This window comes from Bradyrhizobium sp. B039 (assembly GCF_038965675.1).
In the GTDB taxonomy this organism is placed as follows: Bacteria; Pseudomonadota; Alphaproteobacteria; order Rhizobiales; family Xanthobacteraceae; genus Bradyrhizobium; species Bradyrhizobium diazoefficiens.
The window spans coordinates 7,030,199-7,045,821 of the sequence record NZ_CP152416.1 but is presented as its reverse complement, the minus strand read 5'-3'; the positions used below and the strand labels follow the sequence as shown (position 1 = coordinate 7,045,821).

The 15,623-nt window shown below is 63.7% G+C and carries 14 protein-coding genes; 6 read left to right on the top strand and 8 right to left on the bottom strand.

The genetic code is table 11. From position 1 onward, the window contains the following. Window positions 1–34 precede the first annotated feature (34 nt). Both gnd and AAFG50_RS33445 read right to left on the bottom strand, forming a co-directional pair. Complete coding sequence (gene gnd, locus AAFG50_RS33450) at window positions 35–1,033, bottom strand: phosphogluconate dehydrogenase (NAD(+)-dependent, decarboxylating) (protein WP_011089498.1); 999 nt, start codon at window positions 1,031–1,033, stop codon at window positions 35–37. A 13-nt stretch (window positions 1,034–1,046) separates the two neighbouring features. Continuing rightward, window positions 1,047–3,896 (bottom strand): bifunctional transaldolase/phosoglucose isomerase, encoded by a 2,850-nt coding sequence (locus AAFG50_RS33445; protein ID WP_028174546.1) that lies wholly within the window; start codon window positions 3,894–3,896, stop codon window positions 1,047–1,049. 290 nt (window positions 3,897–4,186) lie between these two features. Between AAFG50_RS33445 and AAFG50_RS33440 the strand changes: the two genes are divergently transcribed. The 4 genes from AAFG50_RS33440 (at window position 4,187) to AAFG50_RS33425 (ending at window position 9,944) form a co-directional block, all read left to right on the top strand. Further along, on the top strand, window positions 4,187–4,870 hold the full coding sequence (locus AAFG50_RS33440) for an STM3941 family protein (RefSeq protein ID WP_028174547.1): 684 nt from the start codon (window positions 4,187–4,189) through the stop codon (window positions 4,868–4,870). A 298-nt stretch (window positions 4,871–5,168) separates the two neighbouring features. Next, window positions 5,169–7,112 carry a PrkA family serine protein kinase gene (locus AAFG50_RS33435; protein WP_011089495.1) on the top strand — a complete coding sequence of 648 codons (1,944 nt, stop codon included), beginning with the start codon at window positions 5,169–5,171 and terminating at the stop codon, window positions 7,110–7,112. 19 nt (window positions 7,113–7,131) lie between these two features. Continuing rightward, window positions 7,132–8,409, top strand: coding sequence for a YeaH/YhbH family protein (locus AAFG50_RS33430; RefSeq protein ID WP_028174548.1), 1,278 nt, complete (start codon window positions 7,132–7,134; stop codon window positions 8,407–8,409). Next, window positions 8,406–9,944: a SpoVR family protein gene (locus AAFG50_RS33425; RefSeq protein WP_011089493.1), complete on the top strand. Its 1,539-nt coding sequence runs from the start codon at window positions 8,406–8,408 to the stop codon at window positions 9,942–9,944. The genes AAFG50_RS33430 and AAFG50_RS33425 overlap by 4 nt, the downstream gene beginning before the upstream one ends. A 137-nt stretch (window positions 9,945–10,081) precedes the next feature. Here the strand turns inward: AAFG50_RS33425 and AAFG50_RS33420 are convergent, their stop codons facing one another. The 6 genes from AAFG50_RS33420 to AAFG50_RS33395 form a co-directional block, all read right to left on the bottom strand. Beyond that, a complete protein-coding gene (locus AAFG50_RS33420; RefSeq protein WP_011089492.1) occupies window positions 10,082–10,525 on the bottom strand; it encodes a DUF1801 domain-containing protein in 444 nt (147 codons plus the stop codon). Beyond that, window positions 10,522–10,734, bottom strand: a complete 213-nt coding sequence (locus AAFG50_RS33415) for a hypothetical protein (protein WP_028174549.1) — start codon at window positions 10,732–10,734, stop codon at window positions 10,522–10,524. The genes AAFG50_RS33420 and AAFG50_RS33415 overlap by 4 nt, the downstream gene beginning before the upstream one ends. Before the next feature lie 44 nt (window positions 10,735–10,778). Continuing rightward, complete coding sequence (locus tag AAFG50_RS33410) at window positions 10,779–11,210, bottom strand: SRPBCC domain-containing protein (protein WP_011089490.1); 432 nt, start codon at window positions 11,208–11,210, stop codon at window positions 10,779–10,781. Then, window positions 11,207–11,530, bottom strand: coding sequence for a metalloregulator ArsR/SmtB family transcription factor (locus AAFG50_RS33405; protein WP_011089489.1), 324 nt, complete (start codon window positions 11,528–11,530; stop codon window positions 11,207–11,209). The genes AAFG50_RS33410 and AAFG50_RS33405 overlap by 4 nt, the downstream gene beginning before the upstream one ends. A 260-nt stretch (window positions 11,531–11,790) precedes the next feature. Then, on the bottom strand, window positions 11,791–12,240 hold the full coding sequence (locus tag AAFG50_RS33400) for a DsrE family protein (RefSeq protein WP_028174550.1): 450 nt from the start codon (window positions 12,238–12,240) through the stop codon (window positions 11,791–11,793). Window positions 12,241–12,281: 41 nt separating this feature from the next. Beyond that, window positions 12,282–12,905, bottom strand: a complete 624-nt coding sequence (locus tag AAFG50_RS33395; protein ID WP_028174551.1) for a hypothetical protein — start codon at window positions 12,903–12,905, stop codon at window positions 12,282–12,284. Between the two features lie 207 nt (window positions 12,906–13,112). Between AAFG50_RS33395 and AAFG50_RS33390 the strand changes: the two genes are divergently transcribed. Then, window positions 13,113–13,682, top strand: a complete 570-nt coding sequence (locus tag AAFG50_RS33390) for an STM3941 family protein (protein ID WP_028174552.1) — start codon at window positions 13,113–13,115, stop codon at window positions 13,680–13,682. A 393-nt stretch (window positions 13,683–14,075) separates the two neighbouring features. Continuing rightward, window positions 14,076–15,608, top strand: a complete 1,533-nt coding sequence (locus tag AAFG50_RS33385; RefSeq protein WP_028174553.1) for an SUMF1/EgtB/PvdO family nonheme iron enzyme — start codon at window positions 14,076–14,078, stop codon at window positions 15,606–15,608. The last annotated feature ends 15 nt before the right edge of the window (window positions 15,609–15,623 follow it).

Sequence of the window (15,623 nt, the reverse complement as noted above, 5' to 3'; positions counted from 1 at the left end):
TCGGCCTTCGCTCTGTTACTTGATACTTCGCCTTCTATTTGGGCTTCGAAGCGCCCGGCTGCTTCGGCTCCTTGTGGCCGCCGAAACCCGCGCGCATCGCGGAGAGAATTTTTTCGGCGAAGGTGTGTTCCTTGCGGGAACGGAAACGTGTGTAGAGCGCCGCGGTCAGAACTTCGGCCGGCACCGCTTCGTCGATCGCCGCATTCACGGTCCAGCGGCCTTCGCCGGAATCTTCGACGAAGCCGGAATATTCCGCCAATGCCGGGCTGTCGGCGAGCGCCGTCGAGGTGAGATCGAGCAGCCAGGACGGGATCACGCTGCCGCGCCGCCAGACTTCTGCGATGTCGGCGAGATCGAAATCGTAGCGATGGTCCGCCGGCAAGGCATCGATGTTGGCGTTCTTGAGGATGTCGAACCCTTCGGCATAGGCCTGCATCAGGCCGTATTCGATGCCGTTGTGGATCATCTTGACGAAGTGGCCGGCGCCGACGGGGCCGGCGTGGATATAGCCCTGCTCGATGCGGGGATCGCGCCCCTCACGTCCTTCCGTGCGCGGAATGTCGCCGGCGCCGGGCGCGAGCGCGGCGAAGATCGGATCGAGCCGGTCGACCACCTGTTTCTCGCCGCCGATCATCATGCAATAGCCGCGGTCGAGACCCCAGACGCCGCCGGAGGTGCCAACGTCGACATAGTGGATGCCGCGTGCCTTCAGCGCCTTGCCGCGGCGGACGTCGTCCTGCCAGAAGGTGTTGCCGCCGTCGATGATGACGTCGCCTTCCTGCATCACGCCCGCGATCGTGTCGATCGTCGTCTCGGTGATGCGCCCCGCAGGCAGCATCACCCAGGCCGTGCGCGGCCGCTCCAGCTTTGCGACGAACTCCTCCAGCGTCGCCGAGCCTACCGCGCCGTCTGCGGCAAGGCCGGCGACGGCTTTGGCGTCCTTGTCATAGACCACGGTCGAATGGCCGTGGCGCATCAGCCGGCGAACGATGTTGCCGCCCATCCGGCCGAGGCCGATCATGCCGAGTTGCATCTGAGAGATTCCCTTAATTCAGCGCGTCGTTAAGCGCCGCGTTGAGCGCCGCGAGACCCTTCTTGAGTCCGCCCTTCAGGTGGACGCGCAATGCGCGCCGCCCGCGCTCGGTGAGCACATCGAAATCGCCGCGCGCCTGCGCCGCCTTGATCACGCCGAAGCTGGCCTTCTGGCCCGGCACGGCCAGGTCCTTGGCGTCGTCAGCGGTGATCTGGAGGAACACGCCGCTGTCGGGCCCGCCCTTGTAGGCCTGTCCCGTCGAGTGCAGGAAGCGCGGTCCGAACTCGGCGCAGGTCGCGACATGGCGCTTCTCGCGCACCTCGAGCCGCATCGCCTGAAGCGCGTCGATGGTGGCCTTGTCGCGCGCGATGTAGCCAAGCAGGGCGACATAATCGCCATGGCCCGAGCGCGAGAGATGCGCCTTCAGCCAGGAAGTGAGGTCGCCGTTGGCGCCGGCGGCGCGCAGTGCCGTGGCGTTGGCCTCGTCGGTGTAGAGATCGGCCTCGTCGGTGCTGACCACCGGCTGCTCCGCCGGCAGCGCGCCGGTCTTCTCGAACGACGCGGTGAGCTCGCGGGTCTTGATCTTGGCCGCTTCCACGTCCGGCTGGTCGAACGGGTTGATGCCGAGGATGCTGCCTGCCACCGCCGTGGCCATCTCGAAGCGGAAGAACTCCTGACCGAGATGGTCGATCGACTTCATGACGATGCGCACGACGGGATGGCCGGCCGCTTCGATCGCGGCAAGCTTCGAATCATGGGCGGCGTCCGCCTCGCCCTCGGTGCGGATGTCGATGAAGAAGCGGTCGTTGCCGTAAGCCGCGGCTTCGCCCAGCGGCTCGCCGTCGATCGGGATCAGGCCCTTGCCCTCCTTGCCGGTCGATTCCGCGATCAGCTGCTCGGCCCAGGCGCCGAAATCGGTGATCTTCTTCGACGACAGGATCGTCACCTTGTCGCGGCCTTCGAGGCCGGCGAGGCCCATGGCAAGGCCGAGCTGCACGCCGGGATTCTCGCTTGGCGGCACGTCCGGTCCGCAGGAGCGGGCCATCGCGAGCGCATGCTTGACGAAGGTCTTGACGTCGATGCCCGCGGTCGCCGCCGGCACTAGGCCGAACGGCGAGAGCACCGAATAGCGGCCGCCGATCGAGGGCTCGCCGTGGAAGATACGGGCGTAGTTCAGCGTCTTGGCCGACTTCTCCAGCGACGAGCCGGGATCGGTCACCGCGATGAAGCGGTGGCCGGTCTTCACCTTGGGGCCGACCGCCTGCGCGACGCGGTCGTGGAAATAGTCCTTCATCGCGTTCGGCTCGGTGGTGCCGCCCGACTTGCTGGATACGATGAACACGGTGTTGGCGATGTCGATCTTCGCTTCCATCGCCCGCACCTGGGCGGGATCGGTGGAATCGAGCACATGCAGCTTCGGAAAGCCTGACTTTCGCGCAAAGGTCTCGGCCAGCACCTCGGGCCCGAGGCTCGATCCGCCCATGCCGAGCACGACCGCATCGGAGAATTTCTGGCCCTTCACGCGGCTCGCATAGTCCTCGTAGTCGGCGACGTCGGCCTTGGCGGCGCTGTCGAGCCAGCCGAGCCATTTGTCCTCGTCGGCCCCGGTCCAGACCGATTTGTCACGCTGCCATAGCCTGCGGATCTTGGCCGACGCGCGCCATTCCTCGGTGCTCTTCGCCACCGCCTTGCCGAGCCCGTCGCCGAGCGACAACTGCTGGCGGTCGAGCGCGGGCCCGAGCACGGTTGCGCGCTTGTGCGCGACGGCGCCGTAGAGCTTGTCGGCGGCGTCGGCGAACAGCTTGACGCCGTCCTTGACCAGCTCTTCGGTGATCGCGTCGAGCGAGACGCCGGAGCGCTCCAGCTCTTCCAGCACGCGCCTTGCGTCGTCGATGTTCTCTTCCAGGCTGTCGCGCGGCTTGCCGTGGTCGCGGAACGCATCCAGCGTCGCCGGCGGCACGGTATTGATGGTGTCGGGGCCGATCAGCTCCTCGACATAGAGGACGTCGCTGTAATCCTTGTTCTTGGTGCCGGTCGAGGCCCACAGCATGCGCTGCGGCTTGGCGCCCCTGGCGGCGAGCTTGTCCCAGCGGGAACCGGAGAACAGGCGCTTGTAATCCTGGTAGGCGACCTTGGCGTTGGCGATGGCGACCTTGCCCTTCAGCGCGGCAAGCCGTTCCTTCTCGCTGGGGTCGTTGGCGCGCGCGATCTTCTCGTCGAGCTGCTTGTCGACCACCGAGTCGATCCGGCTGACGAAGAAGCTCGCGACGCTCGCGACATGCGACGGATCGCCGCCGCCCGCGACGTATTTCTCGAGGCCGGCGAGATAGGCCTCCGCGACCTGGAGGTAGACGTCCCTGGAGAACAGCAGCGTGATGTTGATGCTGATGCCCTCGCCGATGAGCGTCTCGATCGCTGGCAGGCCTTCCGGCGTCGCCGGCACCTTAACCATCAGGTTCTTGCGGTTGACGTCCTTCCAGAGCCGCCGTGCCTCGGCGACCGTCCCGGCGGTGTCCATCGCAAGATAGGGCGAGACCTCCAGGCTGACATAGCCGTCGCCCCCCTTGAGGCGGTCATAGACTGGGCGGAGCACGTCGGCGGCGTTCTGGATGTCCTCGACCGCGACGGCTTCGAACAGGTCGGCCACGCTCCGGTCGCCGCGCTTCAGCGCCTTGCCGATCGGGGCGTCGTACTCGTCCGAACTGCCGATCGCCTTCTCGAAGATCGACGGATTGGAGGTGACGCCCTTGACGCCGTCGGTGTCGATCAGCCGCTTGAGGTCGCCCTTGGCGATGAAGCCACGGGCCAGGAAGTCCAGCCAGACGGCTTGTCCGTGCTTTTCCAGTTCTTTGACGGGATTCATGATACTTATTTATCTCCAAGCCTGCGGGCGAGGGGTTTCCGCGCCGGTCCTGACGCGCTATCCTCTAGCTTACATGCTCCCGGGAGGGAACCAATCAAGGGAATAGGCGTCATACCCTCCAGTGTAACTCCGTCGCGATCATGGCGATCCAGGCGGTTGTGGTCGTGTTGCGTAAAAAGTCGCTGGCCGGGGAGGTTCGGTCGAGGTCTCGTTGCGTAACGTCTGCCGGCCGCTGCACAGAGTGCATCGGCGGATTCCGATCCGCCTGATGCTTCATCGCCCGGTCGCGAATGGCCATGCTGGGGGAAGGCATGCACGCACATCCTGACGGCCCACCGCTCGCCGTCACCGACGGATCGCAATCAGTCGTGCCGGCCGTAGGTATCGACGCGGCCCACGATCTCGAAATCAACCCATGCACGACGTATCTGCGGCTGCTGGTCGCGGCGGGCTTTGCGATGACCCTGCTCAGCGCCGGCCTTGCCGTCGACTGGTGGGACGGCCTCGGCGACTACGACACGACGGTCGGCTATGCCGGCGTCGCGGTGTTCGGCCTGGTCACCAGCCGGCTGATCTGGATGCTCCCCGCCGAACGCGGGCCGGTGGTGATCGTCACCCCCTATGGCATCCGCGATCTCCGCATCGGCAATGAATTTCTGCTGTGGGAGTCGATTGCGGAGGTTTCGACCGAGGAGCGGCGCGGCCGCAAGGCGATCGTGCTGACGCCGACGCCGGGCTTGCAGCGGCAGCTCTCCTGTATCCGCGCCAACATCCGGTCGACGTCGCGCGGCGTGCAGGACGATCGCATCATCATACGCCCCGACGGACTGGCGACCGATTTTGACACATTGCTGCGCGCCTGCCGCGACTGTCACGCCGCCAGCGATTCACGCACCGCATTGCGGCGGGACCGCGATCAAGGTGCGGAAGGCTCGGGTCCGGTCTCACAAGGCTTGGCCGCACAAGCGTCATAAAGCTGCCGCCGGCTGACGGCTATGCTGCACCGCCGGATAGGCTGATCCCCGGTAACGCCCGGATGTTGCGGCCGAGTGACATTTGCTGGAAATGAGCGAAGATATACATAGATTCGCATAAATAACAGGCAGGTGCCTGTTCGTAACTCACCTGGTTGCCTACGTTGTGCGTTGCGTCGAGTCGGCCCCCGGGTGTCCAATGATCGTCATGTGCTCACGCTGATTCGAAACGGCCTGAGGAACGGTCCGGTAACTGCTTTCGTTTCAGCTTGTAGCGGAACTCACGCGGAGAGGGATCATGTACAACGATTCTCTATTCAACGCTTTCGCTCGGTCGTTCGAGGCGAGAAGCCAGCACGACATGTCGATGGCAGAATATCTGGAATCGTGTCGAAGCGATCCCATGAAATACGCGAACGCGGCCGAACGACTGCTAGCAGCGATCGGTGAACCACAGACGATTGACACGGCCAAGGACCCACGCCTTGGCCGTATTTTTTTGAACCGCACCATCCGTACCTATCCGGCCTTCGCCGGCTTCTACGGCATGGAAGAAACCATCGAGCGCATCGTTGGTTTCTTCCGGCACGCGGCGCAGGGCCTGGAGGAGCGCAAGCAGATCCTCTATCTGCTCGGCCCCGTCGGCGGCGGCAAATCCTCGCTCGCCGAGCGGCTGAAGTCGCTGATGGAAGTGCATCCGATCTACGTGCTCAAGGCCGGCGACGAACTCTCGCCCGTGTTCGAGAGCCCGCTCAGCCTGTTCGATCCCGATCAGCTCGGGCCGATGCTGGAGGAGAAATACGGCATTCCGCGCCGGCGCCTCACCGGATTGATGAGCCCGTGGTGCTACAAGCGGCTTGAGGCCTTCGGCGGCGACATTTCCCAGTTCCGGGTCGCAAAAATCCAGCCGTCGCGGCTGCGCCAGATCGCGATTGCCAAGACCGAGCCCGGTGACGAGAACAACCAGGACATCTCCTCGCTGGTCGGCAAGGTCGACATCCGCAAGCTCGAGACCTACGCGCAGAACGACCCCGACGCCTACAGCTATTCCGGCGGTCTCAACCGCGCCAATCAGGGTATCCTCGAATTCGTCGAGATGTTCAAGGCGCCGATCAAGATGCTGCACCCGCTGCTCACGGCGACGCAGGAAGGCAACTACATCGGCACCGAGAACATCGGTGCGATCCCGTTCACCGGCATCATCCTCGCGCACTCCAACGAGGCGGAGTGGGCGAGCTTCAAGGCCAACAAGAACAACGAAGCCTTCATCGACCGCATCTGCGTGATCAAGGTGCCCTATGTCCTGCGGGTCACGGAAGAGCAGAAGATCTACGAGAAGCTGATCCAGGGCTCCGAGCTGGCGTCGGCGCCGTGTGCGCCGTCGACGCTGGAGACGATGGCGCGTTTCTCGGTGATGTCGCGCCTGCGCAAGCACGAGAATTCCACCGTGTTTGGCAAGATGCGGGTCTACGACGGTGAGAGCCTGAAGGAATCCGATCCGAAGGCGCGCAGCGTCCAGGAATATCGCGATGCCGCCGGCGTCGACGAGGGCATGGACGGCGTCTCCACGCGCTTTGCCTTCAAGATCCTGGCTGCAACCTTCAACCACGATCCGCAGGAGGTCGCCGCCGACGCCGTGCATCTGATGTACGCGCTGGAGCAGTCGATCAAGCGCGAGCAGCTGCCCGAGGAAGTCGAGAAACGGTACCTCGAATTCATCAAGGCGGACCTCGCGCCGCGCTATGCCGAGTTCATCGGAAACGAGATCCAGAAAGCCTATCTCGAATCCTACTCGGATTACGGCCAGAACCTGTTCGATCGCTACGTCGACTATGCCGATGCCTGGATCGAGGACCAGGACTTCAAGGATCCCGATACGGGACAGCTCCTGGATCGCGAATTGTTGAACCAGGAACTGACCAAAATCGAGAAGCCGGCGGGCATCGCCAACCCCAAGGACTTCCGCAACGAGGTGGTCAAATTCTCGTTACGGTCGCGGGCCCAGAACGGCGGCAAGAATCCGACCTGGACCTCCTACGAGAAGATTCGCGACGTGATCGAAAAGCGGATATTCTCCCAAGTCGAGGACCTGCTTCCGGTCATCTCCTTCGGGTCGAAGAAGGACGGCGAGACGGAGAAGAAGCACGGCGAGTTCGTCGCACGCATGGTGGAGCGCGGCTACACCGAGCGTCAGGTTCGCCGGCTCGTCGAATGGTATATGCGTGTGAAGCAGGCCGGTTGAGGCGGATGGAAAAGTGCCCATTCACATTATTGACAGGCGCCTGAATCCAGGCGGCAAGAGTCTTGAGAACCGCCAGCGGTTCTTGCGTCGGGCCAAATCCCTGGTGCAGGGCGCCGTCAAGAAGACCTCGCAGGAACGCGACATCAAGGACGTCCTGGAGGGTGGTGAGGTCACGATCCCGCTCGACGGGATGCATGAGCCGCGTTTCCGCCGCGAAGGCGGAACGCGCGACATGGTGTTGCCCGGAAACAAGAAGTTCGTCGAGGGCGACTATCTGCAGCGTTCCGGCCAGGGCAGCGCCAAGGATTCCGGTCCCGGCGAAGGCGACAGCGAGGACGCCTTCCGCTTCGTGCTGAGCCGCGACGAATTCGTCGATCTCTTCCTCGACGACCTCGAGCTGCCGGATCTTGCCAAGCGCAAGATCGCGCAGACCGAGAGCGAGGGCATCCAGCGCGCCGGCTACACCACGTCGGGCTCGCCCGCCAACATCTCGGTGAGCCGGACGGTGAAGCTCGCGCTCGCCCGCCGCATCGCGCTCAAGCGTCCCCGCAAGGACGAGATCGAAGAGCTCGAAGCCGCAATCGCCGCATGCACGGACGAGGACGAGCGTGTGGTGCTTCTCGCCGAGCTGGAAAAGCTGATGGCGAAGACGAAGCGGATTCCGTTCATCGATCCGCTCGACATCCGCTACCGCCGCTTCGAGACGGTGCCGAAGCCGGTCGCGCAGGCCGTGATGTTCTGCCTGATGGACGTCTCCGGCTCGATGTCCGAGCACATGAAGGATCTCGCCAAACGCTTCTACATGCTGCTCTATGTGTTCCTGAAGCGCCGCTACAAGCACGTCGAGATCGTCTTCATCCGCCACACCGACCGCGCCGAGGAGGTGGACGAGCAGACCTTCTTCTACGGCCCGGCCTCCGGCGGCACGCTGGTCTCCAGCGCGCTCCAGGCGATGCACGACATCGTGCGCGAGCGCTTCAATCCGTCGGACTGGAATATCTACGCAGCGCAGGCCTCCGACGGCGACAACTCCTATTCCGACGGCGAGCTCACTGGGCTTCTGCTGACCGACAAGATCCTGCCGGTCTGCCAGTTCTTTGCCTATCTCGAGGTCGGCGAGTCCGGCGGCAGCGCCTTCGATCTCTCCGACTCCTCGCTCTGGACCCTCTATGAGCGCCTGCGCAACAGCGGCGCACCGCTCTCGATGCGCAAGGTCAGCGAGCGCAGCGAGATCTTCCCGGTGTTCCACGACCTGTTCCAGCGCCGCGAAACCTCTCAGGAGAAAGCCGCTCCATGACGGAAAGATTGTTCGAAGGCGCGGATTGGGACTTCCACACCTTGCAGCGCATCACCGATGCCTGTGAGGAGGTGGCGAAGAACGATCTCGGGCTCGACGTCTATCCGAACCAGATCGAGGTCATCACCGCCGAGCAGATGCTGGATGCCTACTCGTCGGTCGGCATGCCCCTGTTCTACAAGCACTGGTCCTTCGGCAAGCACTTCGCCTACCACGAGGCCTCCTACCGCAAGGGCCTGATGGGCCTCGCCTATGAGATCGTGATCAACTCCTCGCCCTGCATCTCCTATCTGATGGAGGAGAATACGGCGACGATGCAGACGCTGGTGATCGCGCACGCCGCCTTCGGCCACAATCACTTCTTCAAGAACAACTATCTGTTCAAGCAGTGGACCGACGCCGACGGCATTCTGGACTATCTCGATTTCGCCAAGAACTACGTCATGCAGTGCGAGGAGCGCTACGGCCGCGCCGAGGTCGAGCGTACGCTCGATGCCGCGCACGCGCTGATGTCGCACGGCATCGACCGCTACCCGGGCAAGAAGAAGCTCGACCTGCGCGCCGAGGAGAAGCGGGCAGGGCGTCGCCGCCAGCACGAGGAGGAGGTCTTCAACGACCTCTGGCGCACCGTGCCGGCGGGCAAGAGCAAGAGCCGTTCCGCGCTCAGCGTCGAGCGGCGCCGCAAGCTGCTCGGCCTGCCGCAGGAAAACCTGCTCTACTTCCTGGAAAAGAGCGCGCCGCGGCTGGCGCCCTGGCAGCGCGAATTGCTGCGCATCGTCCGCCACATCGCGCAATATTTCTATCCGCAGAGCCAGACCAAGGTGATGAACGAGGGGACGGCGACCTACGTCCACTATCGCATCATGACCAAGCTGCACCAGCAGGGCCGCATCACCGACGGCAACTTCCTCGAATTCCTGGGATCGCACACCAATGTGGTGTTCCAGCCCGAATTCGACGATCCGCGCTTCTCCGGCTTCAATCCCTACGCGCTCGGCTTCGCCATGATGCAGGACATCGAGCGCATCGTCACCAGCCCGTCGGACGAGGACCGCGAATGGTTCCCTGACATCGCCGGCAAGAACGACGTGATGGGCGTGCTGCGCGACGTCTGGGCCAACTACCGCGACGAGAGCTTCATCGGCCAGTTCCTGAGCCCGAAGCTGATGCGGCAGCTCCGCATGTTCCATCTGCACGACGACCCCGAGGAGCGTGCCGGCATCCGCGTCGATGCCATTCACGACGAGCGCGGCTTCCGCCGCGTCCGGCGCGAGCTGGCGCGGCAGCACGATGTCGGCTACATCGACGCCAATATCGAAGTGGTCGACGTCGATCTCTCCGGCGACCGCCGGCTGATCCTGCATCACCACGTCATCAAGGGCGCACAGCTCAACGAGACCGACGCCAAGCGGGTGCTCCAGCATCTGGCGGACCTCTGGACCTACGACGTCGCGCTGATCGAGGTCGATGCCAACGACAAGGTCCTGCGTGAATATGTCGTGAGCCCGCGCCCGATCCCGGCGGCGGTGGCCTGAGGCGCCGGCAACTTCTGGCGCTTGACGATGAGTCCCTACTAGTGCGCCGACGAAGGTGCGTTCCCTCCCCCACAAGGGGGGAGGGAACGGAGAGAGCGTTGCCTTGCCCTGGCCAGACTCGATTTGACCTCAGCTCATCACGCTTTCGTCTTCGCTGGCTTCTTCTTCACCTTGGACGCGTTCAGGGCCACGGCTGCGCGGATCAGCGCCTTCAGCGCTTTCTCGTTGATTTTCTCGCCTTCGCGAATATCGATCGCGCGCCGCACATTGCCGTCGAGGCTGGAATTGAACAGGCCGGCCGGGTCATCGAGCGCCGCACCCTTTGCAAAGGTCAGCTTCACGACGGCCTTGTAGGTTTCGCCGGTGCAGATGATGCCGTCGTGCTCCCACACGGGAACGCCGCGCCACTTCCATTCCTCGACCACGTCAGGGTCGGCGTCCTTGATCAGGGCGCGAATCCGCCCGAGCATCTCGCCGCGCCAGTCGCCGAGCTCCTTGATCCTGCCGTCGATCAACTTGGACGCCGACGCTCCGTCCGCGTCCTTCGGGCTGCTTGTCTTCATCGCGGCGGCCTTCTTCATGACCTCGCCTCGCGCTGCATGCCGCTGCGCCGGTCAAGATAGGGCAGCGCAAACAGATACAGCCCGGTCGCGAGCAGCGGGATCAGCGGGACGAGCGCCAGGAAACCGATCCACACGGCCTGGATCTGCATGGTCATCGCGACGATGTTCGCGATGACGGCGATCGTGAAGGCGATGGACAGCCAGCGATGGATTTGTCGAATGTTCAACGAGACCTCCTTTGCAATGGTCGGAATGGATGTACGCCGCCGGCTCAATCCGGTCGCGCCAGCAGCTCGTCCAGCTTGGTGAGAAACTGCTTCCAGCCGGCATGCGCGCCGCCATAGGCCTGCTTCTGCGTCGGGCTGAAGCCCGCCTGCTCGACGCGCAGATGCGTGCCCGCATTCGTCGGTGTCAGCGTGAAGGTGACGACGCTTCGCAAGTCGAACGCCGCGTCCTCATGCGCGAAATTCCAGGTGTAGGCGAGCGTCTTCTGCGGCTCGATGGTGAGCACCTCGCAGTCCAGCACGCCGCCCCATTCGCCGCGAAGATTGAAGCGATGGCCGACTGACGGCTTGAAGTCGTTCTTCATCAGCCATTCCTCGATCAGGTGCGGCTGTGTCAGCGCGCGCCAGATCCGCTCGGCCGGAAAGGCAAATTCGCGCTCGATGACGACGGCGCGGGTCTCGCTTGAGGTTTCGGTCATTGGTCCATCCTCTTCAGGAGATCGTCGAGTGCGTCGAGCCGGTTCTGCCAGAACCCGGCCATCTGGCTGGTCCAGTCGAGCAGCGGATTGAGCGCACCGGGCTGGGCGCTGTAATGGGTCTGGCGTCCTTCATGGCGGTCGCGCACGAGGCCGGCCTGCTTCAGCGCGCCGAGATGTTTCGAGACCGCCGGCTGGGAAACGCCCGACCGTGCGGTCAGTGCCCCGACCGTCTGCTCGCCCTCGCGGCACAACCGCTCGAAGATCGCCCGCCGGGTCGGATCGGCGAGCGTCCTGAACAGGAGGTCGGGGGCGGTGGACATGCAAATTCCATAACCATTCAGTTATGGATCAATTCATAACCGCAGGGTTATGGGTAAGTCAAGCGTGTTTGGGGCTATTGGATTTCGATACCGGCCGCAGGCTCCGCTGCACCTCTCCCGCTTGCGGGAGAGGTCGGCGCAAAGCGCCGGGTGAGGGGTTCTCTCCTCTTGGGGGTTCTCGATCGCGGAGACACCCTCTCCCGAGCCCTCCCCCGCGAGCGGGGGAGGGAGCGCACCTTTTTCGTGGCAACAGCAGTGCTCTAAGGCCGCAGATAGAGATATCCCTGCGACTGGAGCTCGGCCAAGCGGACCACGCCGCCTTTCTCCGCGCTGACGAAGCCCGGCAGCAGATCCGTCAGCGTGACGTTCTGCGCCTTCATCGTGTTGCCGCAGGCCGCGAGCTCGACGCCGTCCTTGGAGAACTCGCCGACGCGCTTGCTGACATCGGGGTTGGCCTGCGCCGAGTGAAACGCCTTCAGCGCCGGCCCGTGGATCACCAGCGCGATCGTGACGTGCTCGGGGCCGCCGACGCCGTCGATGTGGTTCTGGATGTTGCCGAGCACGAAATTGACCTTCTCGGCGTCGCTGAGGTGATAGACGACCTTGAGCCTGTTCGACGGCGGAGCCTCGGTCGCGGCCTGTGCGCGGGAGGCGCCGAGCGCCGCACCTAGCGCTGAAACGGCGCTCCACAGGATGTTCCGGCGGTTCATGGCGATCTCCCTCGGCTACGCCCGAATTTGCCGGACACATATCACTTGTGGCGGAGCGCGGCGAGTTCCTTGCGGTCGGTCACCAGCGAGGCGCACTCGCCATTGTCGGTGCGGTCGAGGCGGAAAATCTTGTCGTCGGCGCCGGCGACCAGCGATTGCTCGGCCTCGTCATCCGGCTTGTTGTTCTGCCAGACCCTGACCTGTTCGAGCCGGATGATGGCGGACCTGTTGTCCTTGGACAGCGCCACTTCGATGCCGCCGCCTTCGCAGTCGACCCCGCAGCCCATGCGGACTTCGTCGCCCTCCGTGAGAAGCACCGCGTGGCTGCCGCATGACCCGCTGGAGTCGAAATCGCCGCTGCGATGGCGATAGCGGAAGCCCAGGCGGAAGGAATTGTGGAGTTGCTTGTCCTCCTTGTCGGTTTCCGCGGAGATCAGCAGCTTCATCGACGCGACCTTCTGCTTGGGATGCCGCGCCAGATGCTCGGCATCGTAGCGGCGGACGAAGCAGGCATAGGCCTTGTCACCCGGCGCTCCCGCATAGATTCGGGCCGTGAAGGCGTCGGCTTCGGCCTTTGTGGTTTCCCGGACTTTATCGGCCTCATCGGCGTGGGCGAGGCCGGTGAATGCGGCAAGGACAAGCGGCAGGAGGAGGGCAAGCTTCATGGTCGCACCGAACGCGTGAGCCGTTGACGGCCCGCGGCGGGACGGTCAGGGCCGATTGGCCGTTAGTCGCGGGCGGAAAGCGTTGCGTTCAAGCGTTCCTGGCCGCACGCCTCGCGGGCAGCCTCGCGCAAGGTTCCCGCTGTAACAATTTGGAAGGAGGGGGGTTGGTAAGCCCCTGGTTGTTGCAGATGACTGGTGGCGGTCAAAATGTCCATAAGTCAGAACTTGCCCAACCTTGCGATCGGCTATTCCCTTGCGCGGCTGTTCAAGTTGCTGGGAGCCAGCCTGCTGGCGACGCTGCTGTGCGGCGCGCTCGCATTCAGCTGGCACTATGGCAAGGACATCGCCACGATCCAGATCGCGCTCAGCTATTTCGGCATCGTGTTTTTCGGCCTGACCACCTGCAAGACGCTCTCGACATTGATCTCCGCCAGGGAGCCGGTCCTCTTCATCACCCGTATCGGCATTCGCGACACCAGGATCGCCGATGACACCATCTCGTGGAGATCGGTGAGGGACATATCGATCTTTCGGTATCGCAGCCAGAAGATCGTCGTTCTTCAGGTCGATCCTCTTCTTGCCGGGCGGTTCGAAGGCGGCTTTCTGAAGCGCGTCTTGTCGCTGCTGAACAAGCCCATTGGCGCGGACGGCGTGCTCGTCACGGGCGGCCTGACCATGGACGGCGAAACGCTGTTCGAGACCTGCAAGCAATACTGGACGGCCGGCCGGTTGGCATATTCGGGTCGCGCCGCAGCTGAGCCCGAGCCTGTCCATTGAAGCCCGATGTGTCTTGGCTGAACCAGTGGCGGACTCCGTCGCCCTGAGTGAGAAGCACCGCGTGGCTGCCGCACGACCCGCTGGAGTCGAAATCGTCGCTGCGATGGCGATAGCGGAAGCCCAGGCGGGCCGTTAGTCGCAGGGTAAGCGCGGCGCGTTCACGTTCGCTCCTCCCAGACATCGTCATCACTGGACCGACATGAGATGGATGTTCCGAGCGGTGCTTTAGTCGCTGGTTGGACCGGAAGGGTTCAAGGTCGTCGCTCCCTGGAACTCGATGTCGCGAGTCCTTCGACATTGTCCCAGTTTGTCAATGTGATAGCCTTCACAGACGATTGCTTCTCGAAATCGTAGGGTGGGGCGGCCTTTGTAAGTTTGTGGAGTCCCCGCGCAATGGGCGAAATTCGCAACTTCAGATCCGGGAATCAGAACGAGCCGCCTTCGCACGGCGCCATGCCTCGTCGTCTCGCAGCAATCATTGTCGGTGACATCGCTTCCTACAGCCGCTTGATGCAGGCCGACGAGGAAGGCACGCATGTCCGCGTCAAGCGGATTGAGCGGGACCTCATCGAGCCCAGTATCGTCGAGCACCATGGAAGCCTGGTGAAGACGACGGGCGACGGCTTCATCGCTATCTTCGATAGCCCTGTTGAGGCCGTTCGCTGCAGCATCGTCATCCAGCAGAATCTCATCGGCCGCAATGCCTCGCTTCCGAAGCACTCCCGGATCGAGTACCGAATTGGCGTCAATCTCGGCGATGTCATCATCGAGCCGGACGACGTTTACGGCGATGGCGTCAACATCGCCACGCGTATCGAGGGCATTGCCGAGCCCGGTCAGGTCTACATCTCGGGCGCGATCTACGAGCAGATCAAGCACAAGGTGGTGTGCGGCTACGAGGCCCTTGGCGACCGCAAGGTGAAGAACATCACCGACCCCGTACGCATCTATCGCGTCCTGCCCGACGCAGATGCCGTCGGCGGGACGCGAGGCCGGCGCGAGAATACCTTGATCTTTCTCCTCAGCTTGACGTTGCTGGTCAGCGCAGCCGGCGTGCTCTGGTATCTTCTGGCGCAGCCGCCCGGCAAGGGAAGCGAGCAGGCCGCCACGCCGACTGCCTCTCCGGTCGCATCTCCTGTCCAGCAGCCTCCGGCGCGCGAATCGGCCGTGCCGACGCCGCAACCGTCGCCCTCGTTGGCTTCACCTGCGCCGCCGGCACCGACGCCGACGCCCAGCCAATCGCCGACGCCCGCCAGCGAGCCGGACATGACCGCCATTCGCGGCGGTAGCTTCACGATGGGAAGCAACGACGATCCGACCGAACGCCCTGTTCACCAGGTCGCGATCAAGCCATTCTCGATCAGCAAATACCCTGTGACGGTGCGGGAGTGGAATGAATGCGCCGCCGCAAAGGCGTGTGGCTTTACGGCGATCGGGAAGGACGACGCCCCCGTCACGAATGTAAGCTGGACCGATGCCCAGCAATATGCGGCCTGGCTGGCGCAGGCGACGAAGAAGCCGTACCGGCTTCCGAGCGAAGCGGAATGGGAATATGCGGCGCGCGGCGGAACGCAGAGCAAATATTGGTGGGGCGACAAGCTCCAGCCGGGCATGGCCGGGTGCAAGGATTGCGGTGACGCAGCCGCCGAGCAGCCGTCGAAGGTCGGCAGCTTCAAACCCAATCCATTTGGACTCTACGATATGGGCGGCGGCGTCGATCAGTGGGTCGCCGATTGCTGGCACAGGACTTATCAAGGCGCGCCCAATGACGGTTCGGCATGGAGCGGTGGGGACTGCAGTTCGCACGTCCTGCGCTCGGGCTCCTGGAAGAACGATTCGAGATACGTGCGGCCGTCCAACCGCGACGGTTACGATACCAATGTTCGTTACCCGACGCATGGATTCCGCGTCGCGCTCGGTCCTTGAGTGCAGGAGTAGATC

Coding starts and splice junctions, on each gene's coding strand:
- AAFG50_RS33400 (WP_028174550.1), bottom strand. CDS start 12,240: ATGAACCGCCGGAACATCCTGTGGAGCGCCGTTTCAGCGCTAGGTGCG.
- AAFG50_RS33425 (WP_011089493.1), top strand. CDS start 8,406: ATGACGGAAAGATTGTTCGAAGGCGCGGATTGGGACTTCCACACCTTG.
- AAFG50_RS33385 (WP_028174553.1), top strand. CDS start 14,076: ATGGGCGAAATTCGCAACTTCAGATCCGGGAATCAGAACGAGCCGCCT.
- AAFG50_RS33435 (WP_011089495.1), top strand. CDS start 5,169: ATGTACAACGATTCTCTATTCAACGCTTTCGCTCGGTCGTTCGAGGCG.
- gnd (WP_011089498.1), bottom strand. CDS start 1,033: ATGCAACTCGGCATGATCGGCCTCGGCCGGATGGGCGGCAACATCGTT.
- AAFG50_RS33405 (WP_011089489.1), bottom strand. CDS start 11,530: ATGTCCACCGCCCCCGACCTCCTGTTCAGGACGCTCGCCGATCCGACC.
- AAFG50_RS33410 (WP_011089490.1), bottom strand. CDS start 11,210: ATGACCGAAACCTCAAGCGAGACCCGCGCCGTCGTCATCGAGCGCGAA.
- AAFG50_RS33445 (WP_028174546.1), bottom strand. CDS start 3,896: ATGAATCCCGTCAAAGAACTGGAAAAGCACGGACAAGCCGTCTGGCTG.
- AAFG50_RS33390 (WP_028174552.1), top strand. CDS start 13,113: ATGTCCATAAGTCAGAACTTGCCCAACCTTGCGATCGGCTATTCCCTT.
- AAFG50_RS33440 (WP_028174547.1), top strand. CDS start 4,187: ATGGCCATGCTGGGGGAAGGCATGCACGCACATCCTGACGGCCCACCG.
- AAFG50_RS33395 (WP_028174551.1), bottom strand. CDS start 12,905: ATGAAGCTTGCCCTCCTCCTGCCGCTTGTCCTTGCCGCATTCACCGGC.
- AAFG50_RS33420 (WP_011089492.1), bottom strand. CDS start 10,525: ATGAAGAAGGCCGCCGCGATGAAGACAAGCAGCCCGAAGGACGCGGAC.